This is a genomic window from Bradyrhizobium sp. USDA3010 (assembly GCF_056429065.1).
The window spans coordinates 161,403-184,925 of sequence record NZ_JBWJZD010000009.1 but is presented as its reverse complement, the minus strand read 5'-3'; the positions used below and the strand labels follow the sequence as shown (position 1 = coordinate 184,925).

At 64.8% G+C, this 23,523-nt stretch carries 26 protein-coding genes and 1 pseudogene; 14 read left to right on the top strand and 13 right to left on the bottom strand.

All coding sequences use genetic code 11. The features are described from left to right. Window positions 1–46: 46 nt before the first annotated feature. On the bottom strand, window positions 47–247 hold the full coding sequence (locus AC066Y_RS16870) for a DUF2735 domain-containing protein (protein ID WP_212317633.1): 201 nt from the start codon (window positions 245–247) through the stop codon (window positions 47–49). 541 nt (window positions 248–788) lie between these two features. On the opposite strand from AC066Y_RS16870, the gene AC066Y_RS16865 reads away from it, so the two are divergent. From AC066Y_RS16865 to AC066Y_RS16845, 5 genes are all read left to right on the top strand, one after another. After that, complete coding sequence (locus AC066Y_RS16865; protein WP_478274853.1) at window positions 789–1,823, top strand: glutamine synthetase beta-grasp domain-containing protein; 1,035 nt, start codon at window positions 789–791, stop codon at window positions 1,821–1,823. A gap of 225 nt (window positions 1,824–2,048) precedes the next feature. After that, window positions 2,049–2,753, top strand: a complete 705-nt coding sequence (locus tag AC066Y_RS16860) for a GrlR family regulatory protein (protein ID WP_478274852.1) — start codon at window positions 2,049–2,051, stop codon at window positions 2,751–2,753. 5 nt (window positions 2,754–2,758) lie between these two features. Then, on the top strand, window positions 2,759–3,445 hold the full coding sequence (locus tag AC066Y_RS16855; protein ID WP_478274851.1) for a substrate-binding domain-containing protein: 687 nt from the start codon (window positions 2,759–2,761) through the stop codon (window positions 3,443–3,445). Between the two features lie 32 nt (window positions 3,446–3,477). Beyond that, on the top strand, window positions 3,478–4,296 hold the full coding sequence (locus tag AC066Y_RS16850; protein ID WP_478274850.1) for a tetratricopeptide repeat protein: 819 nt from the start codon (window positions 3,478–3,480) through the stop codon (window positions 4,294–4,296). 154 nt (window positions 4,297–4,450) lie between these two features. Further along, on the top strand, window positions 4,451–4,600 hold the full coding sequence (locus tag AC066Y_RS16845; RefSeq protein ID WP_016843021.1) for a hypothetical protein: 150 nt from the start codon (window positions 4,451–4,453) through the stop codon (window positions 4,598–4,600). Window positions 4,601–4,614: 14 nt separating this feature from the next. On the opposite strand, the gene AC066Y_RS16840 is transcribed toward AC066Y_RS16845, so the two are convergent. The 5 genes from AC066Y_RS16840 to AC066Y_RS16820 all read right to left on the bottom strand — a co-directional run bounded on the left by AC066Y_RS16840 (window position 4,615) and on the right by AC066Y_RS16820 (window position 10,497). After that, window positions 4,615–5,232, bottom strand: coding sequence for an Isoquinoline 1-oxidoreductase subunit (locus AC066Y_RS16840; protein WP_478274849.1), 618 nt, complete (start codon window positions 5,230–5,232; stop codon window positions 4,615–4,617). A gap of 11 nt (window positions 5,233–5,243) precedes the next feature. Next, window positions 5,244–5,768, bottom strand: coding sequence for a (2Fe-2S)-binding protein (locus AC066Y_RS16835; protein ID WP_176531713.1), 525 nt, complete (start codon window positions 5,766–5,768; stop codon window positions 5,244–5,246). Further along, window positions 5,765–8,539, bottom strand: coding sequence for a xanthine dehydrogenase family protein molybdopterin-binding subunit (locus AC066Y_RS16830; RefSeq protein WP_478274925.1), 2,775 nt, complete (start codon window positions 8,537–8,539; stop codon window positions 5,765–5,767). The genes AC066Y_RS16835 and AC066Y_RS16830 overlap by 4 nt, the downstream gene beginning before the upstream one ends. A gap of 142 nt (window positions 8,540–8,681) precedes the next feature. After that, window positions 8,682–9,776, bottom strand: coding sequence for a hypothetical protein (locus AC066Y_RS16825; protein ID WP_478274848.1), 1,095 nt, complete (start codon window positions 9,774–9,776; stop codon window positions 8,682–8,684). 277 nt (window positions 9,777–10,053) lie between these two features. After that, entirely contained in the window at window positions 10,054–10,497 is a 444-nt protein-coding gene (locus tag AC066Y_RS16820) for a DMT family transporter (RefSeq protein ID WP_478274847.1), read from the bottom strand. 160 nt (window positions 10,498–10,657) lie between these two features. Between AC066Y_RS16820 and AC066Y_RS16815 the strand changes: the two genes are divergently transcribed. Continuing rightward, a complete protein-coding gene (locus AC066Y_RS16815) occupies window positions 10,658–12,280 on the top strand; it encodes an ABC-F family ATP-binding cassette domain-containing protein (RefSeq protein ID WP_176531710.1) in 1,623 nt (540 codons plus the stop codon). Between the two features lies 1 nt (window position 12,281). Here AC066Y_RS16815 and AC066Y_RS16810 read toward each other — a convergent pair whose 3' ends face one another. Next, entirely contained in the window at window positions 12,282–12,914 is a 633-nt protein-coding gene (locus AC066Y_RS16810; RefSeq protein WP_478274846.1) for a DapH/DapD/GlmU-related protein, read from the bottom strand. Between the two features lie 366 nt (window positions 12,915–13,280). Here AC066Y_RS16810 and AC066Y_RS16805 point away from each other — a divergent pair, with 366 nt between their 5' ends. Together AC066Y_RS16805 and AC066Y_RS16800 are read left to right on the top strand one after the other, a co-directional pair. After that, window positions 13,281–13,577: an HU family DNA-binding protein gene (locus AC066Y_RS16805; RefSeq protein WP_092113589.1), complete on the top strand. Its 297-nt coding sequence runs from the start codon at window positions 13,281–13,283 to the stop codon at window positions 13,575–13,577. Window positions 13,578–13,703: 126 nt separating this feature from the next. Then, a pseudogene (locus AC066Y_RS16800) lies at window positions 13,704–14,580 on the top strand (MBL fold metallo-hydrolase). A 24-nt stretch (window positions 14,581–14,604) separates the two neighbouring features. Here AC066Y_RS16800 and AC066Y_RS16795 read toward each other — a convergent pair. Genes AC066Y_RS16795 through AC066Y_RS16785 form a run of 3 tightly spaced genes read right to left on the bottom strand, consistent with a single transcriptional unit; the run spans window position 14,605 to window position 15,864 of the window. Beyond that, entirely contained in the window at window positions 14,605–14,802 is a 198-nt protein-coding gene (locus tag AC066Y_RS16795) for a hypothetical protein (RefSeq protein ID WP_478274845.1), read from the bottom strand. A 4-nt stretch (window positions 14,803–14,806) separates the two neighbouring features. After that, window positions 14,807–15,142 carry a PilZ domain-containing protein gene (locus tag AC066Y_RS16790; RefSeq protein WP_478274844.1) on the bottom strand — a complete coding sequence of 112 codons (336 nt, stop codon included), beginning with the start codon at window positions 15,140–15,142 and terminating at the stop codon, window positions 14,807–14,809. An 8-nt stretch (window positions 15,143–15,150) separates the two neighbouring features. Further along, window positions 15,151–15,864 (bottom strand): DUF2336 domain-containing protein, encoded by a 714-nt coding sequence (locus AC066Y_RS16785; RefSeq protein ID WP_478274843.1) that lies wholly within the window; start codon window positions 15,862–15,864, stop codon window positions 15,151–15,153. On the opposite strand from AC066Y_RS16785, the gene AC066Y_RS16780 reads away from it, so the two are divergent. From AC066Y_RS16780 to AC066Y_RS16770, 3 genes are all read left to right on the top strand, one after another. Next, complete coding sequence (locus tag AC066Y_RS16780; protein WP_478274842.1) at window positions 15,854–16,216, top strand: hypothetical protein; 363 nt, start codon at window positions 15,854–15,856, stop codon at window positions 16,214–16,216. The two genes, AC066Y_RS16785 and AC066Y_RS16780, sit on opposite strands and share 11 nt — an antisense overlap. 202 nt (window positions 16,217–16,418) lie before the next feature. Beyond that, window positions 16,419–17,147 (top strand): AraC family transcriptional regulator, encoded by a 729-nt coding sequence (locus AC066Y_RS16775; protein WP_478274841.1) that lies wholly within the window; start codon window positions 16,419–16,421, stop codon window positions 17,145–17,147. 70 nt (window positions 17,148–17,217) lie between these two features. Continuing rightward, complete coding sequence (locus AC066Y_RS16770; RefSeq protein WP_478274840.1) at window positions 17,218–17,463, top strand: PilZ domain-containing protein; 246 nt, start codon at window positions 17,218–17,220, stop codon at window positions 17,461–17,463. A 103-nt stretch (window positions 17,464–17,566) separates the two neighbouring features. On the opposite strand, the gene AC066Y_RS16765 is transcribed toward AC066Y_RS16770, so the two are convergent. Then, window positions 17,567–17,815, bottom strand: coding sequence for a hypothetical protein (locus AC066Y_RS16765; RefSeq protein WP_076860250.1), 249 nt, complete (start codon window positions 17,813–17,815; stop codon window positions 17,567–17,569). 150 nt (window positions 17,816–17,965) lie between these two features. Between AC066Y_RS16765 and AC066Y_RS16760 the strand changes: the two genes are divergently transcribed. Continuing rightward, window positions 17,966–18,643 carry a nitroreductase gene (locus AC066Y_RS16760; RefSeq protein WP_456757026.1) on the top strand — a complete coding sequence of 226 codons (678 nt, stop codon included), beginning with the start codon at window positions 17,966–17,968 and terminating at the stop codon, window positions 18,641–18,643. Between the two features lie 282 nt (window positions 18,644–18,925). Beyond that, window positions 18,926–20,089, top strand: a complete 1,164-nt coding sequence (locus AC066Y_RS16755) for an acyl-CoA dehydrogenase family protein (protein WP_478274839.1) — start codon at window positions 18,926–18,928, stop codon at window positions 20,087–20,089. 155 nt (window positions 20,090–20,244) lie between these two features. Here AC066Y_RS16755 and AC066Y_RS16750 read toward each other — a convergent pair whose 3' ends face one another. Together AC066Y_RS16750 and AC066Y_RS16745 are read right to left on the bottom strand one after the other, a co-directional pair. Next, window positions 20,245–22,326 (bottom strand): methyl-accepting chemotaxis protein, encoded by a 2,082-nt coding sequence (locus tag AC066Y_RS16750; protein WP_478274838.1) that lies wholly within the window; start codon window positions 22,324–22,326, stop codon window positions 20,245–20,247. 167 nt (window positions 22,327–22,493) lie between these two features. Beyond that, a complete protein-coding gene (locus AC066Y_RS16745) occupies window positions 22,494–22,748 on the bottom strand; it encodes a hypothetical protein (RefSeq protein ID WP_478274837.1) in 255 nt (84 codons plus the stop codon). A 179-nt stretch (window positions 22,749–22,927) separates the two neighbouring features. On the opposite strand from AC066Y_RS16745, the gene AC066Y_RS16740 reads away from it, so the two are divergent. Continuing rightward, a complete protein-coding gene (locus tag AC066Y_RS16740; RefSeq protein WP_229167849.1) occupies window positions 22,928–23,518 on the top strand; it encodes an NADPH-dependent FMN reductase in 591 nt (196 codons plus the stop codon). The last annotated feature ends 5 nt before the right edge of the window (window positions 23,519–23,523 follow it).

The following is a 23,523-nucleotide window of genomic DNA, read 5'->3' as shown; positions in this document are numbered from 1 at the left end:
GCTGCTGTCTGACGTTTTTGCGCCACGCCTTTGCGTTGCGTCGGCATCAGTGATCGCGGCTCGGTTTGGCATCGTCGATGGCCGCCTGATGGTACCAGCTCTCGCTGCAAGCCGAGGTCGCGACCTCAGCGGCCAGCTCGCGTACCGTCCGCATCTCGCCGTAGCGGCGTCCGCCGAGAGCCGCGCGGCCCCCAGCCGGGAATTGGTAGATCGTTGCCGATCCCTGATTTTGGCCCGTCGTGATCATGTCAAAGTCTCCTATGGCCGGAGCGAGCCTCCATGGTGCGCCCGACTCATTCGCGTGTCGTTACCGTCATTTCGATATCGGCCCGGGTCCGGCAGGGTGCAAGGTGACCAGAAAACAGTCATTATCTGTCTAATTCGTGTGCAAATCCCGGTTTGCATCCTGCGAGGCAGGATGCGGCTGACCAACGCTTGGGCCGAGCCGAAGGTTGCTCGGCGCCCGATGGCTGGACACGAACTGTCACATGGCGCTGCCGCCGCATTAATCGGCGGCGGACGCGGTAGCTGAATTTGCTGCAGAAACGAGCGGCGGAGGGCGCTGGCAGGGGATTTTGGCTGACCGTGGCGCATGCCAGCTGCGCTGCTTTGTCGCAGCTAAAAATGCGATGTCCGCTGTGGACGTCCGCGGGCCCGGCGGGTGCCGCAGTGCAGCGACTGGCACTTTAATTGCTTAGAAAGAGCCGGCCGATGGTGGCCGGGTACGCGTGCGGCGGCCGACTGGCTTTCGGTTCCTCACGGTTTTGCATCATCAACAGAGAGGTTCAATGACCAAGTACAAGCTCGAGTATATCTGGCTCGACGGATATACGCCGACGCCGAGCCTGCGCGGTAAGACGCAGATCAAGGAATTCGCGTCGTTCCCGACCCTTGAACAGCTCCCGCTGTGGGGCTTTGACGGTTCGTCCACCCAGCAGGCTGAAGGCCACAGCTCTGACTGCGTGCTGAAGCCGGTCGCCTGCTATCCCGACGCCGCGCGCGAGAACGGCGTGCTGGTGATGTGCGAAGTCATGATGCCCGACGGCAAGACGCCGCATGTCTCGAACAAGCGCGCCACCGTCCTGGATGACGAAGGTGCATGGTTCGGCTTCGAGCAGGAATACTTCTTCTACAAGGACGGCCGTCCGCTCGGCTTCCCGGAAGAGGGTTATCCGGCGCCGCAGGGCCCGTACTACACCGGCGTCGGCTACAAGAACGTCGGCAGCGTCGCCCGCAAGATCGTCGAAGAGCATCTCAATCTCTGCCTCGCCGCCGGCATCAACCACGAAGGCATCAACGCCGAAGTGGCGAAGGGCCAGTGGGAATTCCAGATCTTCGGCAAGGGCTCCAAGACCGCCGCTGACCAGATGTGGATGGCCCGCTATCTGATGCTGCGCCTCACCGAGAGCTACGGCATCGATATTGAATTCCATTGCAAGCCGCTCGGCGACACCGACTGGAACGGCTCCGGCATGCACGCCAACTTCTCGACCAAGTACATGCGCGAAGTCGGCGGCAAGGAGTACTTCGAGAGCCTGATGAAGGCCTTCGACAAGAACCTGATGGATCACATCGCCGTCTATGGGCCGGACAACGACAAGCGTCTGACCGGCAAGCATGAGACCGCGCCGTGGAACAAGTTCAGCTATGGCGTGGCTGACCGTGGTGCGTCGATCCGCGTGCCGCACTCCTTCATCAACAATGGCTACAAGGGCTATCTGGAAGACCGCCGTCCGAACTCGCAAGGCGACCCCTACCAGATCGCTTCGCAGATCCTGAAGACGATCTCCGAGGTGCCGACCGGCGCCAAGGCTGCGGCGTAAATGGCTGCTGCTTAAATGGCTGCGGCTTAATGGCCGCGACCTAGCAGCTGTCGGACCCGGATGGAGCCATCCGGTACCGCAATCGGGTCCGCCAGGGCGACTGCCTTGGCGGACCTCTGCTTTTTGACGACAGTCTTTGCGGCGGGCTTGCCGCCGAAAGCGGTTTCACTGCGTTATGAACCGCGCTAGACAACGGTGATATCTTGGCTGCCGGGGACACGGCGCTTGTTTGAGGGGTTTTACAAGGTCCGGTTCGAGCTGGGCGGCGCCGTCGGCCGCAGCGTGATGTATGTCGGCGACGGCAAGATGCTCGGCGGCAACTCGGCCTTCGCCCATATCGGCACCTACCAGAAAGCCGGCGACGAGGTCGCGGTCGAGATCCAGACCGTCCGCCACAACCCCGATCCGAACTATCGTGCGATGGCCGGCACCGATGACGCGACGCTGCTCGCCACAGGCCGGCCGGACGGCGAGCTCTACCGCTTCAAAGGCGAACTGAAGGAATTGCCCGGCGTGCCGTTCCAGTCGGTGATGACGCCGATCACCGAGGATGAAGTCCCGATCGCAGGCGGCGTCGGCGAGGGCGGCATCATCAATGGGCTCTATTCGATCCACATCCAGCTGCTTGACGGTGTCGACGGCAGCCTCACCGGCGTGATGCTGCTGAATAACGGCCGCATCCTTGGCGGCGATGCGTTCTTCTACTATCTCGGCACCTACACCTCCGAGAAAGGCCGCTGGAAGGGGCAGATCCTCAATCAGGAGCACACCTCGGCGATGGGCGAGAACCCGGTGTTCGGCGGCCATGAGGTCGGCATCGGCTTTGCCGGCACCTGCGACGCGGAGGGCGCCGTGCTCGAAGCGACGGCGCTTGCCGGCAAGCGCAGCCTCCGCCTCACGGCCACGCTCAAGCTGATGCGGCGGGCGTAAGCGGGATGGACAATTCGGTTCGCGTGCTCTCGACGCTGGCGCTGAAGGGCGCGGTCGCGCGCCTTGCGGCGGTTTACCAGGCGGCAAGTGGTGTTCGGATCGACGCCGATTTCGCGCCGACGCTGGCGCTGCTCGAACGCCTGCGCGTCGGCGAGGCCGCCGACCTCGTGATCCTGACGCGCGAGGGCCTCGACGAGATGACCGGCGAAGGCCGCGTTGCGCGGGAAAATGCCGTCGATCTCGCGCGCTCCTATGTCGGTGTCGCCGTGAGGGCGGGCGCTGCGCATCCCGACATCGCGAGCGAAGCCGCGCTGCGGGCGGCGCTGCTCGGCGCGCGGGCGGTGGCCTATTCGCGGCTCGGCGCCAGCGGCATCCTGTTCGCGCAGCTGATCGCGCGTCTCGGCATTGCCGAGGCGATCAACGCCCGTGCGGTGATCATTCCGGCGGGCTTTACCGCGGAAAGGCTCGTCACAGGCGAAGCCGACCTTGCGATCCAGCAGATCAGCGAGTTGAAGCAGATCGATGGCATCGAAATCGTCGGGCCAATTCCCTTGGGTTTGCAGACGCCGGCGGTGTTTTCCGCGGGCCGCATGGTCGCCGCACAACGGGCAGCGGCCGCCGATCATCTGCTGCGTTACCTGGCGTCGGCCGATGTCGCGCCGGTGCTGCGCGAGACCGGGCTCGAGCCTTGAATTTGTCCACACCGAGACGCAACCTGCCAGTCATGTTCAGAACACTCCATGCAATCGTCCTTACCGTGGCGCTGGCCGCACCTGTGCTGGCCCACGCGCAATCGGCCGACCTCGTGCTGTGCGACCGGCTTGCCGCCGATCCCACCGATCCCGACAAGCCAGCTGACGTGAAGGGCGTGCCCGACATTGCGTCGGCGGATATCGCGACCGCGATCAAGTATTGCGCGGTGGCGGCAAAATCGTCGCGCCGCGCGATGTACGAGCTCGGCCGTGCCTATGCCGCCAACCGGCAGACCGCGGAAGCAATGTCGGCCTGGCGCAAGGCGGCCGACAAGGGCTCAACCTCGGCGATGGTCGAGCTCGGCGTGCTCTACGGTAATGGCAGCGGCGTCGCCAAGGACGAGGCGCAGGCGCGCAATCTGTTGGAGCGCGCGGCGCAGGCCGGCAACGCGCGCGGCGTCAGCAATCTCGCCGCCCTCGGCGGCAGCGTCGCGTCCGACCCGGCACGCGCGCGCGAATTGCTCGCCAAGTCTGCCGAGACCAATGCGGAGGCGCAGTACCAGCTCGGCATGATGCTGGCTGAAGGCAAGGGCGGCGCGCAGGATGATGCCGGCGCGCGGGCGTTGTTCGAGAAGGCTGCTGCGCAGAACCATCCCGGCGCGCTGGAGCGTATGGGCGCCTTCGCGCAAGCCGGCCGCGGCGGACCGAAGGATAGCGATGCCGCAAAAGCCTATTACGAACGGGCGGCCGCGCTCGGTGATGAGGATGCCAAGAAGGCGCTGGAACGCGCCCGCTGCCCGTACGTGATCAAGGACAAGCGCGGCAATACCGTGACCAACCTCTGCTTCTAAAGCGTTTTCGAGCGAAGTGGACACCGGTTCGCGTGAAGAAAACGCGTCAAACAAGAATCTAGAGCTTCGGTTCTGATGCACTCGGAACCGAAGCTCTAGGAACGCTCGCGGTTGCATGTCGTTGTCGTGCGAAAGGCACTGGCGAGGCGATGTCATGATCCGCAAGCTGCGTTCCGGCGAGTACCGGCTGTATTCCCGCAAGGTCAATCCGAAGACCGGCAAGCGCCGCAATCTCGGTACCTTCAAGTCACGCGCGGCGGCGGAAAAGCACGAGCGCGACGTGCAGTATTTCAAGCGCCACTAGTTCGGACGTTGCGACTAGGGCGCGGGGCAGGCCGCGCCGGTCTTCACCCAGGCTTCGACCAAGGCGCCTGCCTCTGCTTGCGTGCCCGGCGCCGGCGAGCGGCCGAACCCGGGATGCCAGGCCCAGCCCACCAGCGTGTCCTTGCCGATATGCTCGATCAGATCCTCGACCTTGCGGCCGCCATTGCGCGCGGGGTCGCGGATTTGGGCGCAGATTTCGCCGATGGTCTTGCCGGCCCAGGCCATCTCGCGCGGCGCGAGGTGCCATTCCGGGTGACCCGGCACCCGGCCGGGATCGAAATTGGCGTGCTGGTGGCAGATCGAGCAGCGCATGGCGTTGGTGCCATGGCCATCCGCGCCGCGCGTGACCGGGGGCTGGTGCATGCGGCTGATGTCGCCCTGCCGCGGGCTGTCGCCGGCGGGGTGGCAATTGGTGCAGCGCGGATGGGTGAGCACCTTGCCGAGCTCGGTGAAGATCGCCGCCGAGCGCTGCTCGACATTCTCTATACCGGCAAAGCTTTCCGGCGAGGCGAGGGCGTGGCTTGCGCTCTCCGACGCCGCGTAGCCGGCACACAGGCTGGTCGCGAGCGCCGTCAGCACTGCAATGATCCGAAACCGCGTATCCGATGTCATCGCTCGCGGGCTCACTTGTTGGCGGTCAGATAGCGTTTGGAATCGGCGAGGATCACGTCACGCACCGCCTGATGATACTTGATGTAGCCGGTGCAGCGGCACAGATGGCCATCAAGCGCTTCGGCGATGATTGTCTCGAGCTGGTCCCGCGCCACCGGCGTTTTCGCCAGCCGTTCGAGCAGCACCTGGCCCTCGTTGAGGAAGCCGGCCGTGCAATAGCCGCACTGGAACGCGAAGTGGTCGATGAAGGCGCGTTGCAACGCGGAGAGTTCGCCGTCCTTGGCGTGGCCCTCGACGGTACGTATCGCCATGCCGTCGAAATTCGCCGCCGGCACCACGCAGGTCGGGCTGGTGTAGCTGGTGCCGTCGGGGTTATCGATGATGACAGCGCAGCTCAGGCATTGCGCGGCGCCGCAGCCGAACTTGGTGCCGGTCATGCCGAGCATTTCCCGAAGGAAATCGTTCATCGAGAGGTCGTCGCGGACCTCGATCGGGCCGTGCTTCCGGCCGTTGATGGTGAGGTTGAGCGTCGTCACGCAAGCGCTCCCTTGAGCAGGCTCGATGTTACCGGCAACGAGCGGAAGCGGTGGCCGGTGGCATCGTTGATGGCGTTGAGCAGCGCCGGCACGATCGGGATCATCACCACCTCGGCCATGCCCTTCGGCGGTTCGTCCGGCGTCAGCGGCGGCAGCATCTCGATCTCGAGATCATGCAGCGGCAGGTCGGAGCCGCGCGCGATCAGGTATTGGCCGAGATTCCACTGCCCGTTGCCGGGCCCGCCTTCGAACGGCGGCAGGGTTTCGAGCAGCGCGTAGCCGACGCCCATGGCAAAACCGCCATGCGACTGGCCAAGCACCACTTCAGGCACGAGCGCCTGGCCGCATTCGAACACGCTGTAGGCCTTGGCGATCCGCAGGATGCCGGTCGCGCGTTCGATCTCGACACGGACCAGCGTGCCGCACATCGAGGTGTAGGCGGTGCCGATCCGGTTGTTGTCGGTCGGCGGGAATTTCACGCTGATGCGATCGATCCGCTCGAACCGGCCGCGGCCGCGGCGGATCGCCAGTGCGTCGATCTCGGCGCGGTACTGCTCGCCGAACAGCGGGAAGCGCCCGCGCGACCAGGCCCAGCGCGAGAAGCTGTGCGCCACCGCGCCGGTGACGAAGCCGCGCGCATGCGCGGTCGCGGCAAGCTTCGGCAGCGACAGCGGCGCGAGATCGTCGAGCACGAGCTGGCTATCATTCCAGCGCGCCTTGTCCCATTGCCGGGCGCGCGGATCGGTCTTGCCGATGCGCCAGAGCTCGAGCGCGGCCGGCCACAGGCCGAAGCGGAAGATGACGCGGGCCGCCTCGGCCGAGGAGTGCGTGCCGACATGGGCGCCGATCGACGCACTCGTCGCCGAGCTGATCGCGGGCACCCAGCGCGGATTCTTCTCGGCGAGATCCTGGGTCTTCTGATCCATCGTGTAGGGATCGCCCGACGTGACGAGCCCGAGCGCGTCGTAGCTGTCGACCCGGGAGACGGCAACCTCATCGGCGACGGCGCCTAGATGGCCGGCAACGCGGTTGGCAAGCGCGGTGCCGATGCCGTTGCCCATCTCGACGTGATCGCAGAAGATCGCGATCCGTCCCTCGGGATCGATCTCGACCCGGCCGAGCGAGCAATCCGCGCCCGCGCCGTAATCCTTGGTGACGCATGCGACGCCGGTGCCGACCAGCCGTCCTTCCGTTGCCTTCTGCTTGAAGTCGGCGCGCTGCTGCCAGATCGGATGCTTTTCGAGCTTGTCGAGGATGTCTGACGTGCGCACCGACACGATGTAGGGGTTGCCGGTCATGGTCCGGCCGTTCTGCTTCAGCGAATTGTTGCGGCGGAACGCGATCGGATCGACCTTGAGCTCGCTGGCGGCCTCGTCGATCAGCACTTCGAGCGCAGTCATGGTCTGCAGCGTGCCGTAGCCGCGCATCGAACCGGCGGTGACGCCGCGCGAATGCAGCGCCACGGTGGTGACGTCGACCTTCGGGACGTCGTAGATGCCGATCGCCGCGGTGGCGGCCACGGTCGCGACGTTGGCGGAGAAGTTGGCGAGCCCGCCGCCGTCGAGCACATGGTCGGCGGCGAATGCCGTGATCTTGCCGCTCTTGCGATCGATGCCGATCCGCGAGCGCATCTTGATCGGGTGGCGCTTGATGCCGCCCTGGAATTGCTGGTAGCGGTCGTGCGCCAGCCGCACCGGCCGTCCCGGGAAGAACATTGCCGCCAGCGCCACGTAAAGCACGAATGGGGTGTGATCGCGGCCGCCGAAGCCGCCGCCGACATGGGCGAACTGCGCGTTGATGTGCGAGGGGCGGAAGGGCAGGCGGGCCTTGCCGAGCATGAAGGCGATCGACTCGGTCGCCTCATAAGGCGACTGCACGCCGAGCACCAGTTCGAGATTGCCGCTGTTGTCGCTGTACCAGGCGAGCCCGCTCTCCGGCTCGAGGAACATCGGATCGACCGACTGGGTCTCGAACTCGCGGTCGAGCACGAGCTGCGACGGATCGTCCTTGCCAAGCTGGGCGCGGATCGCTTCGCCATGGATCGCGGCCTTGGCGTAGTCGGCCTTGGTCTCCTTGGCGAGCGGCAGCCAGACCGGCAGCGCCGCGTTCTGGATGCGGCTCGGCGAAACCCAGCCGGCCTGGATCGGCGAATAGATGTCGGGCGCCTCTGGCGTGGCGCCGGCGACGCGGGTGAAGCGATAGGCGCCGTAGTTCGGCAGGATCACAGGGCCGGTTTCGTCGCCGAACTTGACGAAGCCGACATCGCGCAGCGCGAGGCGTGCGCGGTCGAAGGCGTCGAACTGCTCGAAGATCAGCAGCGCGACCGGCTGCCCGAGATAGAGCGGCGTCGTGCCGACCGGGCAGAACAGATCGCCGGTATAGAACTCCGGCACCCGCGTGCCGATCCGGTCGAGATCGGCCGATGTCACGACGACCGAGGGCTTCGCCGGACCATCGAGCCGGGCGAGGTCCATGCCGGCATAGACATGCGTGGCGTCGTTGGCGCGGACCAGGATGGCGTGCGAGGTGGTCGCAGGCCAGCCGGGCATGTCGGCGGCGCGAAAATCGGAGGCGTAGAGCTTTGCGCCGGTAACCTTGGCCACCCCGTCGACCCGGCCGGCGCCCTTGGCCGCCGGATTGAAATGGCCGCGCCCGGGAAGCGTCTCGCGGGTCGCGAAGGCCGGTTCCTTCGCGAGCGCCAGATGCGACAGGCTGACCGAGATGCCGCCTGCCGACAACCACTTCACGAAGTCGCGTCGCGAGGGCCACATGGTCTGATCTCTCATCACCGCTTCGGCGGCGCATCGCGCCGCAGTTTATGAATCGACAAAATACACGCTGCAGTGTTGCGGCAAAGCAAGCGCAATCGCAATGCCGCAATAGGTCGTAGCCTTCTCACTTGTAGATCTGGCCTCATTTGAGGTCGGCGATGGTGGCCGGTCCCGGACCCGGGGTGATCAGGGTCGGCCATTGCTTGGAACCGAACGGCACCAGCGGCGGCAGGAAGGTCGTCATGCCGCGCTTCTTGGTCTCGGCGACGATCGCCTCGCGCGCATCGCCCCCCATCAGTTCGTAGTCCATCAAATGGTAGCTGCCAAAGAACAGCGCGCCCACCGAGCGGTCGGCGATAATCCGGGTCAGCGACTCCAGCATGTCCGACGGCGTGGTGGTGAACGAAATCGTCTCGATCAGCATCAGGCGGCTGTTGATGGCGTCAGGCCCGAAGAACTGCGCCAGCACGCTGAAGATCACGTTGTTCTGCCGCGCGACGTAGATCGTGTTGCTCGCGCCATAGGTGTTGTCCCAGTCGGCGCCGAGCTGGGTCTTCCAGTCGGTCATGACGGTCATCCAGTGCGCGACCTGGGTCTGCGCGGCCCAGGCGACGTTCCTGGCGAGCAGCGGCGCCTGCTTCTTGCCGAACGCCTCGAGCGTCGCGAAGGGGATCGCACCGGCGGTGAGGCATTCATCCATGAAGGCGATGTTGTTCTTCAAGATGGCGCGGTTGTTGTCGCGCCAGTCCGCCTGCATTGGCGTGGCATCGAGCCCGTCGAGCGCCGACTGCATCCGGCTGCGATAGGCCTGCATCGAGCCGCGCCACGCCTTGTCGTCGGGATTGTCGACATACGGGCCGACCACCTCGGCCAGCGCCATCGTGCTGTGGCCGACCGACTTGAGCAGCTGATAGACCACCGGCACCTGCGGCGCTTCGGTCGGCGGCTTGCCCGGCCGGTACAGGATCAGGCGGCCGCCGGCGCCGGAGAACAGGCCGAGGATCACCGGATGCTTGTCGAGGATGTTCTTCTGGAAGATCCGCGCCGCATCGCCATAGAGCTCGAACATGCCGGTGTTGAGCGCCAGCACGTCCTTGGTCGCGATATCGGCCGGCGTGGAGGTGGTCTTGCCCGAGATCGGCGCCATGTAGTCGGGCAGCGGCTGGGCCGGCGCCGCGCTACCGCTGCCGAGCAGCATTGCTAGCGCAGCGACGACCAAACGGAAACGATGGGTCATGTTGTGCTCCTCGCAACCTCTGACCCACGCCGAAGCCGGGGATGCGGCCTCTCGACGCTGGCGGGATGCGCAATTCTTTTGACGCAGATGAACAGGGAGGGGCGGTCCCGCATGACGCAACACGACGAGGGCGGGTGCTTACAGCTAAGCGACGAATCGGCGGGTGTCCACACCCGGAGATTACGCGGGTGGTTGCGTCATCACGTCATTCGACGCCGGATTCAGCGGAGCTTTCTCATTCAGGGAATCAATCGCATCGACCGGCTTGTCGATGGCCTCAATCCTTGATCAGAAGCACGCCGCCGATGATCAGCGCGATGCCGGCCAGTCGTGAAATCGATATCGGATGCTGCGTCAGCCCGAACACGCCGAAATGGTCCATCGCAATGCCCGCGGTCATCTGGCCCGCGACCACCAGCGCCAGCAAGGTCGCGGCGCCGAGTGACGGCAGCAGCAGGATCATCAGCAGGATGAAGACGCCGCCGAGGATGCCGCCGCTCCAGGCCCACCATGGCACAGCCGATACCAGTTTCCAGGACGGCACCGGCTCCCGCGTCGCGACCAGCACGACCGCCATCGTCACGAAACCGCCGAGATAGCTGACGAGCCCGGCCCAGGCCGGCGAATTCAGGGCGGAGCGGAGGTTGCCGTTCAGGACCTGTTGAACAGCCACGGCGATACCGGCGCCGAGCCCGAGCAGATAGAGAAACCAGACTTGCATGTGACGCCCCAAAACCGGTCGCTGAAGTATTTCATGTCATATTCGATCGGCAACGTTCGTGGCATGCGTAAAGCACGGCGCGAAACCCTAAGGATTGGGCTTCCACCCACGTCCCAGATCGAATAAGAGGCCGCAAACCCTCAGTTCCCAGTATGAGCGCATGATCCGCCTCGATAACGTCTCCAAGCAAGTCGGCCACCAGATCCTCTTCATCGAAGCCTCCGCGGCGCTCCAGAAGGGCGAGAAGATCGGCCTTGTCGGCCCGAACGGCGCCGGCAAGACCACGCTGTTCCGGATGATCTCGGGCCGGGAAATCCCCGATGAAGGCCAGGTCTCGCTCGATCGCGGCATCTCGATCGGCTATTTCAGCCAGGATGTCGGCGAAATGTCCGGCCGCAGCGCAGTCGCCGAGGTGATGGACGGGGCGGGACCCGTCAGCGTGGTGGCAGCCGAGCTTCGGGAACTCGAGGCCGCGATGGCCGACCCCGACAAGGCCGACGAGATGGACGACATTATCGCGCGCTATGGCGAGGTGCAGCACCAGTTCGAGGAGCTCGACGGCTACGCGCTCGACGGCCGCGCGCGCGAGGCGCTGTCCGGTCTCGGCTTCAGCCAGGAGATGATGGACGGCGACGTCGGCAAACTCTCCGGCGGCTGGAAGATGCGCGTCGCGCTGGCGCGTATTCTTCTGATGCGTCCCGACGTCATGCTGCTCGACGAGCCGAGCAACCATCTCGATCTTGAAAGCCTGATCTGGCTGGAGCAGTTCCTGAAGGGCTATGAAGGCGCGCTGCTGATGACCTCGCATGACCGCGAGTTCATCAACCGCATCATCAACAAGGTGGTCGAGATCGACGGCGGCCAGCTCACCACCTATTCCGGCAATTACGAATTCTACGAACAGCAGCGCGCGCTCTCCGACAAGCAGCAGCAGGCCCAGTTCGAGCGGCAGCAGGCGATGCTTGCCAAGGAGATCAAGTTCATCGAGCGTTTCAAGGCACGCGCCTCGCACGCCGCTCAAGTGCAGAGCCGCGTCAAGAAGCTCGACAAGATCGAGCGGGTCGAGCCGCCGCGGCGGCGGCAGACCGTGGCGTTCGAATTCCAGCCGGCGCCGCGTTCCGGCGAGGATGTCGTCAGCCTGAAGAATGTCCACAAGGCTTATGGCAGCAAACGCATCTATGACGGGCTCGACTTCATGATCCGCCGCCGGGAGCGCTGGTGCGTGATGGGCATCAACGGCGCCGGCAAGTCGACGCTGCTGAAGCTGGTCGCCGGTTCAACCGAGCCCGACGACGGCGCGGTCGCGGTCGGCGGCAGCGTCAAGATGGGCTATTTCGCCCAGCACGCGATGGACCTGCTCGACGGCGAGCGCACCGTGTTCCAGTCGCTGGAGGACGCATTTCCGCAGGCCGGACAAGGCTCCTTGCGCGCGCTCGCCGGCTGCTTCGGCTTCTCGGGTGACGACGTCGAGAAGAAGTGCCGGGTGCTCTCGGGCGGCGAGAAGGCCCGGCTCGTCATGGCCAAGATGCTGTTCGATCCGCCGAACTTCCTGGTGCTGGACGAGCCGACCAACCATCTCGATCTCGCCACCAAGGAGATGCTGATCAATGCGCTCTCCGAGTTCGAGGGCACCATGCTGTTCGTCTCCCACGACCGGCACTTCCTCGCCGCGCTCTCCAACCGCGTGCTGGAGCTGACGCCTGATGGCATCCACCAATATGGCGGCGGCTACACCGAATACGTCGCGCGCACCGGACAGGAAGCGCCGGGGTTGCGGAGTTAGCTCACGTTTTCCACCGTGCGCAGAACGCCTCGACGTCGCCGGACTGGAATTCCGGTAGCCGCTCCCAAATGGTTTCGGGTGGCCAGTTCCACCAGGCGATCTGCGACAGCTCGGCCGCGATCTTGCGGTTGAACCGCTCCTTGATCGGCCGGGCCGGCACGCCGCCAACGATGGTGTAGGGCGCGACGTCGCGCGAGACCACCGCACCGGCCGCGAGCACCGCGCCGTCTCCGACGGTGACGCCGGGCAGCACGATCACGCCGTGGCCGATCCAGACGTCATTGCCGATCACGACGCGGTCGGCGCGCCGATCGCTGAAGAAGCCATGATCGCGCTCGGCGGAGGCCGAGTAGTATTCGGGGCAGTAGGTGAAACGATGCTGCGAGGGACGCTCGATCGGATGATTGGGCGCGCCGATCCGGACCTGCGCCGCGATCGCGCAGAACCGGCCGATCTGGGCGTCGGCGACGATGCAGCCGCTGCCGAGGTAGGAGTAATCGCCGAGTTCGGTGTATTCGATCGCGGTGTCGCCGAGGACTTCGCAGCAACGGCCGACCTTGACCTCGCGCAGCTTGACCGTCGGCTCGATGACGGTTTCGGCAAGCTTGGGGAGGGTTGGGTTCGATTCAGTCATATGATTGTCCTCGATCGGGCAATTCGCGCGGTGTGGTATCTATCACGGCGAGCGGGCAACGCGATGGTGGTTCGCAGTTTGCTGTCGCGGCCTGGTTCTTGAACTCGTCGACAACGGCAATCGCCTTGTTGAGCAAGTCCGCGCGCGGAATCAAGGCGCTAACCGGGTCGAGAAATATACACTGCGGATTGTTGCGCTATCGAAGGTATTGCGATTCGCATGCTTGCGTTTCAGGCCTCGATAGGTTCTAAGCCCGGTGACTTCATGACCGTTGGCATGAACAACAAGCGCGCCGCGTGGCTCTACCACATTCTGGACAGAGTTACATCGTAGCTCGCGCGCCCCCCAAATTCAGAGGATTTAAGCATGGCCAAGATGACGAAGAATCAATTGATCGACGCGATTGCCGAGGGCACGCAGATATCGAAGAACGACGTGAGGACTGTCATCGAGCATATGGCGACTGTTGGCTACAAGGAGCTGAACGAATCCGGCGAGTTCGTCATTCCTGGCTTTGTGAAAATGTCCGTCGTGCATAAGCCTGCCACGGAAGCTCGCAGCGGTGTCAATCCTTTCACGAAAGAGCCGATGGAATTTGCAGCGAAGCCGGCCAGCAAGTCGGTCAAGGCGTCACCCCTCAAGGTCGCCAAGGACGCTGTTTAAAGACTACGGTTTGCGGCAAGCCACGCGCGCAAGCAATGCAACGGCGCATGGCCTGCCGCGCTGTGTCCGGCTTGTCCGGCTCAGCATCGCCCGCTACGCTTCTCAAAAAGGCTGGAGCGAAGCGGCATGAAGCAGATCAGGATCGGCGACATCACGATCGACGCGGTGATCGAGCGCGAGGGGCCGTGGCGGCGGCCACAGGATTTCTTCCCGACCTATGACGACGCCGTGTTCAAGCATCATTTGAAGACGATGGAGCCGGAAGTCTTCGATGCCGCGCGCGGCATGATGTTGATCACCTATCAGACCTTCGTGGTGCGGACGCCGCGCTACACCATCCTGGTCGACACCTGCACCGGCGAGGACAAAGGACACCCGCCGCCGTTCGATTTCCCGGGCAAGGAGCGCTGGCGCAACGAGCTGTTCGCGCTCGGCATCTCCTATGAGCAGATCGACTACGTGTTCTGCACCCATCTGCATATCGATCACACCGGCTGGAACACCACGCTGCGCGACGGCCGCTGGGTGCCGACCTTCCCGAACGCGAAATACGTCTTCCACAAGGGCGAGTATGCCGCCTGGGAGGCCGAGAACGCCAAGGGCGCCAATCCGCCCGGCACGGTGTTTCGCGACAATTGCCTGCCGATCGTCGAAGCCGGGCAGGCGCTCCTGGTCGACGACGACTATGCACTCGACGACACCGTCACGCTGACGCCGACGCCGGGCCATTCGCCCTGCCATTGCTGCGTCAACATCTTCTCGAAGGGGCAGCGCGCGGTGGTCGCCGGCGACCTGATGCACCACGCGATCCAGTGCCGCCAACCGGACTGGTCGGCCAAGCCCGATTGGGACCCGAAGCAATCGGCGGTCTCGCGGCGAAAGTTCTTTGCCTCCGTTGCCGGGACCGACACGGCTGATCCTGCCGATCCATTTTCCGGCGCCTACCGTCGGCCTGATCAAGGCGGACGGCGACCGCTTCGACTATCGCTTCAAGCGCGAGTAGGCGGCGCGGGCGTTCGGGGCAATGTCAGCCGGACCGCGCCGTGCTGGTCCGGCGCGGAACCTGGGTCAGAAACCGCTCGAGATCGCTGCACAGGCGGTGGGCGAGCTCTTCGTCGATCTCGAACGTCGCGATGATGCCAGCGCACTCGATTGCGATGGTGCCGCGCAATGGTGCGGCGGAGACCGCTGATACCACGATGCTTGTTGCTCTCTGCATGGTCATGTCGTCAACTTCCCCTCGGGCCGGGTGCCACCAATCCTGATCTCGGAATGACGGCGCGTCCCTTTCGCTTTCGTTCTTCGATGAATCGTACGCCGATCTCGGTGCCGTCGACACGAACCAGCTCGCAGCGGCGGAACGCCAGTCCGCGCGAGGACAAGACCAGGAAGAACTCCTGGGCCTTCAGCACATCAAGCGTTCCGTCGACCTCGAGCCGGGCACCGTTTTGCGAGACGTCGAGCAGGATGCAGCTCCGCCGCCACGTGCCGTCGACTCCCATGAGATTGACGGGATGGCGCGTCTCAAGCTTGACGCGCTCCGACCTGCGGTCACCATACGCCATAACGCAACTCACACTGCCTGAAGGGGTTTCGCAGCGAGACCGGCATCGATGGCGGCGCGGATCGCGTGCTGGAACTCGGGGCGTGCGATCCTGAGCAGCCGGGCCTGCTGGCGCGGCGTGGATCGCACGACGAGGTCGGCAAGAACGTGGTGAGGCAGGTCCTTGCGCGAGACCAACGCGGCTGCGATGTCCTCGTCACGCTCGGCGGCATCGACCATCATGGCAAGGCCTGCGCTGGTCATGTCCGCGCCGGGATTGCCTGCGAGCGCGCGAAGCACATTGCTGTCGCCGCGCATCAGCAGAATGTCCGTGAGCTCCTGGTTGACGGCCTTGCGTCCTGCGATGGCGCAGAGATGTCCCTCGGCCCGCATCCAGGCAATGTCGATCAGATCGGCGTCCGGAATGCACGCGCAGTTTCGCAGGATCGGCGCGGCGACATCGGCATCGTCATGGTTGGCGAGGCGACGAGCGAGCTCCCGCGGCACCAGGCGCAAGTCCGCGAGCGAGCGGCTGAGCGTGGTCAGGGTCCGCAGCTCGACGCTCTCAATCAGACGGATCAGGATATCGTCGAACAGCTTGACCTGGTGCTCGCTGAGGCGGTGAGCGTCGTCGAGAAACAGCCCGGCCACCTCCTGCAGCATGCGCGTGCGGAGGTCTGGGGGACCGGCTCTCAAGACGTGGTCGAGCTTGGCAATAAGATCGGGCGAGGCAATGGCTGTCATTGCGGTCCCTAAAATGTTCCGCGACGGGGAACATCATCGTTCCCGACGTCAATCTGCTCCTCGAATCTTTAATACGGGTATAGAAATTGATGTGGAGGCTGATCCCAACGGTGGATATCCCGGCAAACACTATCGAAATTCGGCAGTAGCGCTATTTTTCCAGATTGTCCGGTTCAACCAACGGACCGCATTTTTGCTGATTGAGCTCATTGGACGATTCGTATTTTGTGCACGGAATTTATCAATGCGGCCGGCGCGCTGTGCGCGGCGCTGCCTGCGAATTTTAGAGATCATTTCACAGGAGCAGTCATTTGACGGCGCCATTGCTGGTGCCGAGAGTCTTTCGTTTTGACGATGTTGATGCATTCCGGAGTTCGATCCGAGATCTGGATGTTGATTTCACGCCACTTGCACGGAAGATTTCGGCCGAGCAGGTCATCCTGAGTTTGCCGGGATGCGAGCTCAATTACACGCGGTCCTTTCCGCGGATCGTCGACGCGCAGCTTGCGCGGCACACGACCGCGGTCGGCTTCACGATGGATGACGGCGTTCCGATGCGGTTCAACGGCGTCGAGCGCGATCGCGCGGTGATCGTGCTCGGCGGCGGCGGCGCGTTCTACACCTCCGTGGAGCAGACGCCCCGCCAATATGTCTCGATGATGTTCACGCCCGAGATTGTCGACCGCGGCTGGCCGAGTGCCGGGCTCCATTTCAGCATTCACGAGATCTCTCAACGCGCGCAGGATCGGCTGCGCGAGGTGGTGAGGCAGGTTCTGCTCGTCACGTCGCACCAGGTCACGATTGCAAAGTTCGCGACGGGTGCGTCGATCAAGGAGACGCTGCTCGCCGCAATCGACAACGCGTTCGCCGAGATCGTGCCGGCCAAGTGGGCGACGCGGGCGAACACGACGCGCCAGTTCAAGGTCTTCAACGACGCGCGCGCCATTCTGGCCGGCGACGTGGCTCACCCGATCTACAGCGGCGAACTCGCCCGGCAGATCGGCGTGTCGGTGCGCACGCTGCATGACGCGATCCAGCGCTATCGGGGCATCAGCCTGCATCGCTATCTGCGGCTGCGCCGGCTCTGGCTGGTGCGCCAGCAACTGCTCGCCGGCGCGCCCAGCGTCAAGGCCTGTGCGCTGGCCTACGGGTTCTGGCACCTCAGCGATTTTTCGCGGAGCTACCGGTCGCAGTTCGGGGAAGCGCCATCGGAGACGCTGGCGGCCTCGCGCCGCACTGGCGTCGCGCCCGCCGAACCGGCTGGCGGTAGACACGATTCGTAACAATTCGCCTGAACGGAATCTTAACGCCCGCCGAGGAATCTGTTGGTACGATTCCACCAGAGGCGGGCTGATGCATCCCCGACGATTTGCGCGTGTTCGTCCGACAGGATGTGTATCCAGCGTGGTCAAGCTCCAGCTCGAACCGAAGGCGCCCCTGATCGAATGCCGGCTGGTGGACTATTCCGCTGGCGGGGCCTGCCTGGAATTCTCCAAGCCGGTCCAGCTGCCCGAACGCTTCGAGATGTTTCACGGCAGCACCCGGAAGCGTTGCCGGCGGGTCTGGAGCAAGGGCGTCCGGGTCGGCGTCTCGTTCTGAGGACGCCGATCAACAACGGTTCGGGCCGCGCCCTGCGCGACCCGATTGAGTCCCGATGAAGTCTGTCCCGATTGAGGGGGCTAAATAAGCGCCGGCGAGGGGCTCAGGCGCCGCTCTGGCACTTCTTCATGAACGAGGTCTTGGCCGCGCCGGCGAGCTTCTTGCCGTCGGAGCCCACCGCCTTGGTCTCGCAGGTATCCATCGTGCACTTCTTCATGAACGAGGTCTTGGCCGCGCCGGCCAGCGGCTTGCCGTCCTTGCCGACGGCCTTCGTCTCGCAGGAGGCGTCCTGTGCAAATGCCGAACCGGCGGCAAAGGTCGCGATCACGGCCGCCAAGAAAATCCGCTTCATCTGGGTTCTCCCTAAACCAAACCAGTGGCCGGATTGGATATCGGATTCTTGGCCCGATCAAGTTCCCACAGCCGAATTTGTCTATAAAATACCCGGATTGCCGTGAGAAATTTCCGTGTGCAGCGCGGAACAAAATGGGGGAAACGCGGAATGGAATTCGAGACGCTGGTACAGACACGCAAAAGCGTGCGCGGCTTCAAGAAGCAGCCGGTGTCCCGGGCGACCGTCGAGGAGATCATCGAGGTGGCCAAGCGCGCGCCGTCCTCGATGAATACCCAGCCCTGGCACGTCCATGTCCTGACCGGGGCGCCGCTGGAAGAAGTGCGCCGCCGCAACATGGAGGAGATGATCGCCGGCGCCAAGGCCAAGCGCGACATCATCAGCCATGGCGAGTACCAGGGCGTGCACCGCGGCCGCCAGGTCGACATCGCCAAGAAGCTGTTCGGCGCCATGGGGATTGCCCGCGACGACAAGCCGATGCGGCAGGACTGGGTGCTGCGCGGCTTCCGCCAGTTCGACGCCCCGGTCTCGCTGGTGCTGGCTTACGACCGGATCCTCGATCCCGGCGCGGTCTGCCATTTCGACCTCGGCGCGCTCTGCTACGGCATCGTCCTGGCAGCCTGGGATCGCGGCCTCGGCAGCGTGATCAACGGCCAGGGCATCATGCGCTCCGACATCGTGCGCGAGGTCGCCAACATCCCGGAAGACCAGGTGATCATGACCTGCGTCGCGATGGGCTATCCCGACGACAGTTTTGCCGCCAACGCAGTGCGGTCGGACCGCGAGGCCAACAGCGATTTTGTCCGCTATGTCGGCTTTGCCGATTAGGAGGCTGCGACCAGCGCGGAGCCGCGGCAGCATCGGCGATCTGAGCACCGATCGTCGATCGCCTGCTGGCAGCCAATCACCTCGTGCTGCGTGATCGATTGCTCGACGCGCCCGGTCGGCCGACGCAATGGCGCACGCGCTGACCGCGCCGCGGGATATTGAATTCCGCACCATGAAACCCTCGCGCGAGCGTGAGTGCGAGTGCACGTTTCCGCTATTTGTGCCGACAAAAAATGCGCTACTGGTTTTGTGAAGCGAAACAGCACAGGCGAGGAATCCCAGATGAGCGATGACGAACAGACAGCCATGATCCGCGAGACCGTCGCGAGATTCGTCGATCGCGAACTGATCCCGCTCGAGCCGCAATATCTGAAATCGAAACTGCCCGGCAGCGATCATCCCGAGCTCACCGCAGAGCAGCGCAAGCGGTTGCGCGACGTCTCCAAGGAACTCGGCCTCTGGGGCCTCGATGCGCCCGAGGATCTCGGTGGCCACGATTTGCCGACGCGCACGATGGCCGCAGTGCATGAAGAGCTCGGCCGCAGCTGCGTGCCGTTCGTGCTGCCGCCGGACTCGCCGAACCTGCGCATGCTGCAGGCGGTCGGCACCGAGGCGCAGAAGAAGAAATATCTGCAGCCCTATATCGAGGGCCGGATGGTGTCGGCGATCGCGATCTCCGAGCCCGGCGCCGGCGGCGATCCCGCGGGCATGAAGACGCGCGCCGTGCTCGATGGCGAGCAGTGGGTGCTGAACGGTCGCAAGATCTGGATCAGCAATGCGCGCGCCGCCGACTTCATCATCGTGATGGCGCGCGTCGGCAACGACCAGCGCCAGGGCGGCATCACCTCCTTCATCGTCGAGAAGGGCACGGCGGGCTTCATCATCGAGCGCGAGATCCCGATGGTCGGCGGCGGCTCGACCTATGAGATCGTGTTCGAGGATTGCCGCATCCCGAAGGACTCGGTGCTGGGCGAGGTCGGCAAGGGCTATGCGCCGATGCAGCTGCGCCTGCGCACGCGGCGGCTCGAGATGGGATCGACCTGCGTCGGCATCACCAAGCGCGCGCTCGACATGATGTGCGAGCACGCCAAGCAGCGCGAGACGTTCGGCGTCAAGCTCGCCGAGCGCCAGGCGATCCAGTGGTGGATCGCCGACATCTCCACGCGTATGCATGCCTGCCGGCTGATGGTGCGCGAGGCCGCCGACAAGACCGATCGTGGCGAGGACATTCGCCACGAGGCCTCGATGATCAAGGTGTTCGCGACCGAAATGGCCTATGACGCCTGCGACCACGCCATGCAGACGCTCGGCGCGCTCGGCGTGACACTGGAATTGCCGCTGAACGCGCTCTGGCAGAAGGCCCGCCTGATGCGGGTGTACGAAGGCCCGAGCGAAGTCCATCGCCAGGCGATCGCCCGCCGCGTGCTCGGCCTGCGCGGCGGCTAGAGGGCGGCAAAGCCTTCAGGCACCCCCGTCATTGCGAGCGCAAGCGAAGCAATCCATCGCGCCGCAAGTTGGGGCATGGATTGCTTCGTCGCTATCGCTCCTCGCAATGAGGCGGACAGAGCCCTGTCGCTCGGTGATCGCAGCGTGCCAGTCGACTACGCCGCCCGGACGTCCGAGAGGAAGCGGTTGACCTGGCCGGCGAGGTCCTTGGACTGCGTCGAGAGCTGCTCGGCGGCGCCCAGCACCTGGGTTGCAGCCGCGCCGGTGTCGTCGGCGGCGCGCTGCACGCCGGAGATATTGGAATTGACCTCCTGGGTGCCGCGCGCGGCTTCCTGAACGCTGCGCGAGATCTCCTTGGTCGCCGAGCCCTGCTCCTCGATGGCGGCGGCAATCGCGGTGCCGATCTGGTCGATCTCGGTGATGACGTCGACGACGCTCCGGATCGCCGTCACGGTCTCGTCGCTTGCGGTCTGGATCGCGGTGATCTGCTCGGAGATCTCCGTGGTCGCCTTCGCGGTCTGGCCGGCCAGCGACTTCACTTCCGAGGCGACGACGGCAAAGCCGCGGCCGGCCTCGCCGGCGCGGGCCGCCTCGATGGTGGCGTTGAGCGCGAGCAGGTTGGTCTGCGCCGCGATGCTTTGGATCAGCGTCACGACGTCGCCGATCTTCTGGGCGCCTTCGGCCAGCGAGCGCGCGGTGTCGCCGGTGCGCCTTGCATGGTCGACCGCACGTGCGGCGATCTCGGTCGAGGTCGCGACCTGGCGGGCGATCTCCGAGATCGAGGAGGTCAATTCCTCGGTCGCGCTCGCCACCGTCTGGACGTTGGTCGAGGTTTGATCCGACGCCGCGGCGACGACCGCGGCCTGGCGGTTGGTGGCGGCCGCGGTGGCGGACATCGATTGCGCGGTGTCCTCCATCACCGAGGACGCGGCAGACAATCCGCCGACCAGCTCGGTGACCTTGGCTTCGAAGGCGCGGGTCAGATCGTCGAGCACGCGGGCGCGGCGCATCTTGACGTCGTTCTCGGCTTCCTTCTCGCTGGCGAGGCGATCGGCTTCGATCCTGTTGTCCTTGAACACTTGCACGGCGGCGGCCATCGCGCCGATCTCGTCGTTGCGCGCGGCGCCCGGGATCGCCTCGGCGACGTCACCCGCGGCGAGGCGCGACATCCGGCCGGTGAGGGCGGCGATCGGGTTGAGGATGCGGCGGCGGACCACGACGATGAGGCCGGCGCTGACGGCAACGACCGCGAGCAGCCCGATCAGCGCGATCACGAAGCTGAAGCGCGCCGACGAATAGGCGCTCGCAAGCACCTGCTCGGCATTCTCGTAGAACGCGTCGCGCACGGTGATGATGGAGGCGAGGCCGATCTGCGATTCCGGATAGTAGGTGTCGAGATCCAGCTCATACTTGCCGGTCACTGCGCCTTCCTTGGCAAGCTTCAGCGCTTTGCCGAAGCGCTCGACATAGTCGGCCTGCATCTTGCCGAGCGCCGTCACGACGTTCGCGGGTGTCGCCGGATTATTGCGCAATTCCTGCAGCGTCGAGAGGATCTGCTCGGTGCGGCCGGTTGAGCGGTAAAGTTCCAGCTTCTCCTGATCGGTCGCGACGCGCTTGGCGCCGACCAGCGCCTTGTGCAGGCTGGCATTGAGGCCGCCGGTGTCGCGCAGCATCCAGGCGACATTGGCGTAGCTGGCCTGGCGATAGGCATTGCCGTCGAGGCCGGCGAGCCGGCGCACCTGCTCGTCGAGCAGCGTGGTGACACCGGCGTTGAACACGGAATTGTCGGCGACGATCTTGCCGGCGGCGGCGCGGCGCGCATCGGCCGGACCTGCGATTGCAGTCGCGATGGCGTCGCGCAGCCCGGCAAACTTCACCTTCAGCGCGTCGATCTCGCGCGCGACGGCCTCGCCATCGTCGAGCGATCCCGGCAGGGTGGCGCGCACCTGATTGACCTTGGCCAGTGCGCCGTCGGTCAGCTGGCGCTGACGGTCGAGTTCGGCGATCTGCTTCGGATCGATCGTGCCGCCTGCGAGCAGCAGGTTGGTGGCGTAGCCACGCTCGGGGTTCATGTAGCGCGGGATATCGCCGACGGCGCGGACGATCTCGAGCCGGCTCTGCGCGGTCGAAACCTTGTCCATGGTCTGGTACTTGGTCGCCGCGACATAGGCCGCCAGGCCGCCGCCGACCGCGGACAATGAGACGATCGCGGCCGTCAGGAGAGTACCGATTTTCATGGGATGCGCGCCATTTCTTGACGAAAGAGGGAAGGCCTCAACCGTACCGGGTGCGCATTAAGCTTGGGTTTATGATGCGGGAGCCGTGGCGGTCCCGCACATTCGTATTGTCCGAAAGTCGGAGGCGCCGGGCCGTTCGGCCGCGCGTGGCGGCACGGCGGTGACGATCAGCGCTCGTTGTCGTCAGCGCCCTTGGTCGCGGCGCGGGGCAGGGTCGTGCCGCTGGAGCCGGCCTCGCCACAGGGGAGCTGGTTCCAGGTGCCGTCGGCGGCCTGCTGGTAGGCCTGGCAGCCGGTCGAATTGGTTGTGGTGGCGGCTTTTTCGTCGGCTTTCTGCCGCTCGGCACTCTTCGCCAGCGCCGGCGTGGCAATGGCAGCGATGGCCGCGAGCGAGCCTGCGAAAACCAGCTTTGCGATCCGCATGTCGGGTTCTCCTTCTCGAAGCGAACGCATATCCAGAAAACAAATCTGGCAATTTTTGGCCGCGGCGAGGGACCTGCGACGAATTGCTTAATGCCGGGAAAACGCGCCGGAAATGCCGTTAACATCTGCGCGCGAGCCGCGGGACGGCCCTCGCAGCGCCATGGTAGGATCGCGCCATCATGACCCACCGCATTCTCGTTCTCTACGGCTCCTATCGTTCAGATCGCATGGGCATCCGCCTGGCGCATTTCGTCGTCGACGGTCTTCGTGCGCGCGGCAACGATGTCGAGTTGATCGACGCCAAGGAGGTCGGCCTGCCGATGCTCGACCGGATGTACAAGGAACATCCCAAGGGCCAGGCGCCGGCCGTGCTCGAAACGCTCGCCGGAAAGATCCGGGACGCCGACGGCTTCCTGTTCGTCACCGGCGAGTACAATTGGGGCATCCAGCCCGGGCTGAAGAACCTGACCGATCATTTCCTCGAGGAATGGTTCTGGCGTCCTGCGGCGATCGCGAGCTACTCGGCCGGGCGTTTCGCCGGTGCGCGCGCCGCGACCGCCTGGCACGGCACGCTGTCGGAGATGGGTATGGTGGTGGTGTCGAGCACGATCAGCGCGGGGCCGATCGCGCAGACCCTGTCCGCCGAAGGCAAGCCGATCGGCGAGGGCGGCAAGTCGCTCGAACGCGCATTTCCACGCTTTGCCGACGACTTCACCTGGTGGATCGAAGCCGCCAAGGCACAGCGGGCGCGCAAGGCGCCGCCATACTGAGCACA

What these genes read in the sequence shown, in the direction of transcription:
- AC066Y_RS16870 (WP_212317633.1), bottom strand. Translation starts at nt 247, where the DNA reads ATGATCACGACGGGCCAAAATCAGGGATCGGCAACGATCTACCAATTC.
- AC066Y_RS16865 (WP_478274853.1), top strand. Translation starts at nt 789, where the DNA reads ATGACCAAGTACAAGCTCGAGTATATCTGGCTCGACGGATATACGCCG.
- AC066Y_RS16855 (WP_478274851.1), top strand. Translation starts at nt 2,759, where the DNA reads ATGGACAATTCGGTTCGCGTGCTCTCGACGCTGGCGCTGAAGGGCGCG.
- AC066Y_RS16850 (WP_478274850.1), top strand. Translation starts at nt 3,478, where the DNA reads ATGTTCAGAACACTCCATGCAATCGTCCTTACCGTGGCGCTGGCCGCA.
- AC066Y_RS16845 (WP_016843021.1), top strand. Translation starts at nt 4,451, where the DNA reads ATGATCCGCAAGCTGCGTTCCGGCGAGTACCGGCTGTATTCCCGCAAG.
- AC066Y_RS16840 (WP_478274849.1), bottom strand. Translation starts at nt 5,232, where the DNA reads ATGACATCGGATACGCGGTTTCGGATCATTGCAGTGCTGACGGCGCTC.
- AC066Y_RS16830 (WP_478274925.1), bottom strand. Translation starts at nt 8,539, where the DNA reads ATGTGGCCCTCGCGACGCGACTTCGTGAAGTGGTTGTCGGCAGGCGGC.
- AC066Y_RS16825 (WP_478274848.1), bottom strand. Translation starts at nt 9,776, where the DNA reads ATGACCCATCGTTTCCGTTTGGTCGTCGCTGCGCTAGCAATGCTGCTC.
- AC066Y_RS16820 (WP_478274847.1), bottom strand. Translation starts at nt 10,497, where the DNA reads ATGCAAGTCTGGTTTCTCTATCTGCTCGGGCTCGGCGCCGGTATCGCC.
- AC066Y_RS16815 (WP_176531710.1), top strand. Translation starts at nt 10,658, where the DNA reads ATGATCCGCCTCGATAACGTCTCCAAGCAAGTCGGCCACCAGATCCTC.
- AC066Y_RS16810 (WP_478274846.1), bottom strand. Translation starts at nt 12,914, where the DNA reads ATGACTGAATCGAACCCAACCCTCCCCAAGCTTGCCGAAACCGTCATC.
- AC066Y_RS16805 (WP_092113589.1), top strand. Translation starts at nt 13,281, where the DNA reads ATGGCCAAGATGACGAAGAATCAATTGATCGACGCGATTGCCGAGGGC.
- AC066Y_RS16795 (WP_478274845.1), bottom strand. Translation starts at nt 14,802, where the DNA reads ATGACCATGCAGAGAGCAACAAGCATCGTGGTATCAGCGGTCTCCGCC.
- AC066Y_RS16790 (WP_478274844.1), bottom strand. Translation starts at nt 15,142, where the DNA reads ATGGCGTATGGTGACCGCAGGTCGGAGCGCGTCAAGCTTGAGACGCGC.
- AC066Y_RS16780 (WP_478274842.1), top strand. Translation starts at nt 15,854, where the DNA reads ATGGCTGTCATTGCGGTCCCTAAAATGTTCCGCGACGGGGAACATCAT.
- AC066Y_RS16785 (WP_478274843.1), bottom strand. Translation starts at nt 15,864, where the DNA reads ATGACAGCCATTGCCTCGCCCGATCTTATTGCCAAGCTCGACCACGTC.
- AC066Y_RS16775 (WP_478274841.1), top strand. Translation starts at nt 16,419, where the DNA reads ATGCGGTTCAACGGCGTCGAGCGCGATCGCGCGGTGATCGTGCTCGGC.
- AC066Y_RS16770 (WP_478274840.1), top strand. Translation starts at nt 17,218, where the DNA reads ATGCATCCCCGACGATTTGCGCGTGTTCGTCCGACAGGATGTGTATCC.
- AC066Y_RS16765 (WP_076860250.1), bottom strand. Translation starts at nt 17,815, where the DNA reads ATGAAGCGGATTTTCTTGGCGGCCGTGATCGCGACCTTTGCCGCCGGT.
- AC066Y_RS16760 (WP_456757026.1), top strand. Translation starts at nt 17,966, where the DNA reads ATGGAATTCGAGACGCTGGTACAGACACGCAAAAGCGTGCGCGGCTTC.
- AC066Y_RS16755 (WP_478274839.1), top strand. Translation starts at nt 18,926, where the DNA reads ATGAGCGATGACGAACAGACAGCCATGATCCGCGAGACCGTCGCGAGA.
- AC066Y_RS16750 (WP_478274838.1), bottom strand. Translation starts at nt 22,326, where the DNA reads ATGAAAATCGGTACTCTCCTGACGGCCGCGATCGTCTCATTGTCCGCG.
- AC066Y_RS16745 (WP_478274837.1), bottom strand. Translation starts at nt 22,748, where the DNA reads ATGCGGATCGCAAAGCTGGTTTTCGCAGGCTCGCTCGCGGCCATCGCT.
- AC066Y_RS16740 (WP_229167849.1), top strand. Translation starts at nt 22,928, where the DNA reads ATGACCCACCGCATTCTCGTTCTCTACGGCTCCTATCGTTCAGATCGC.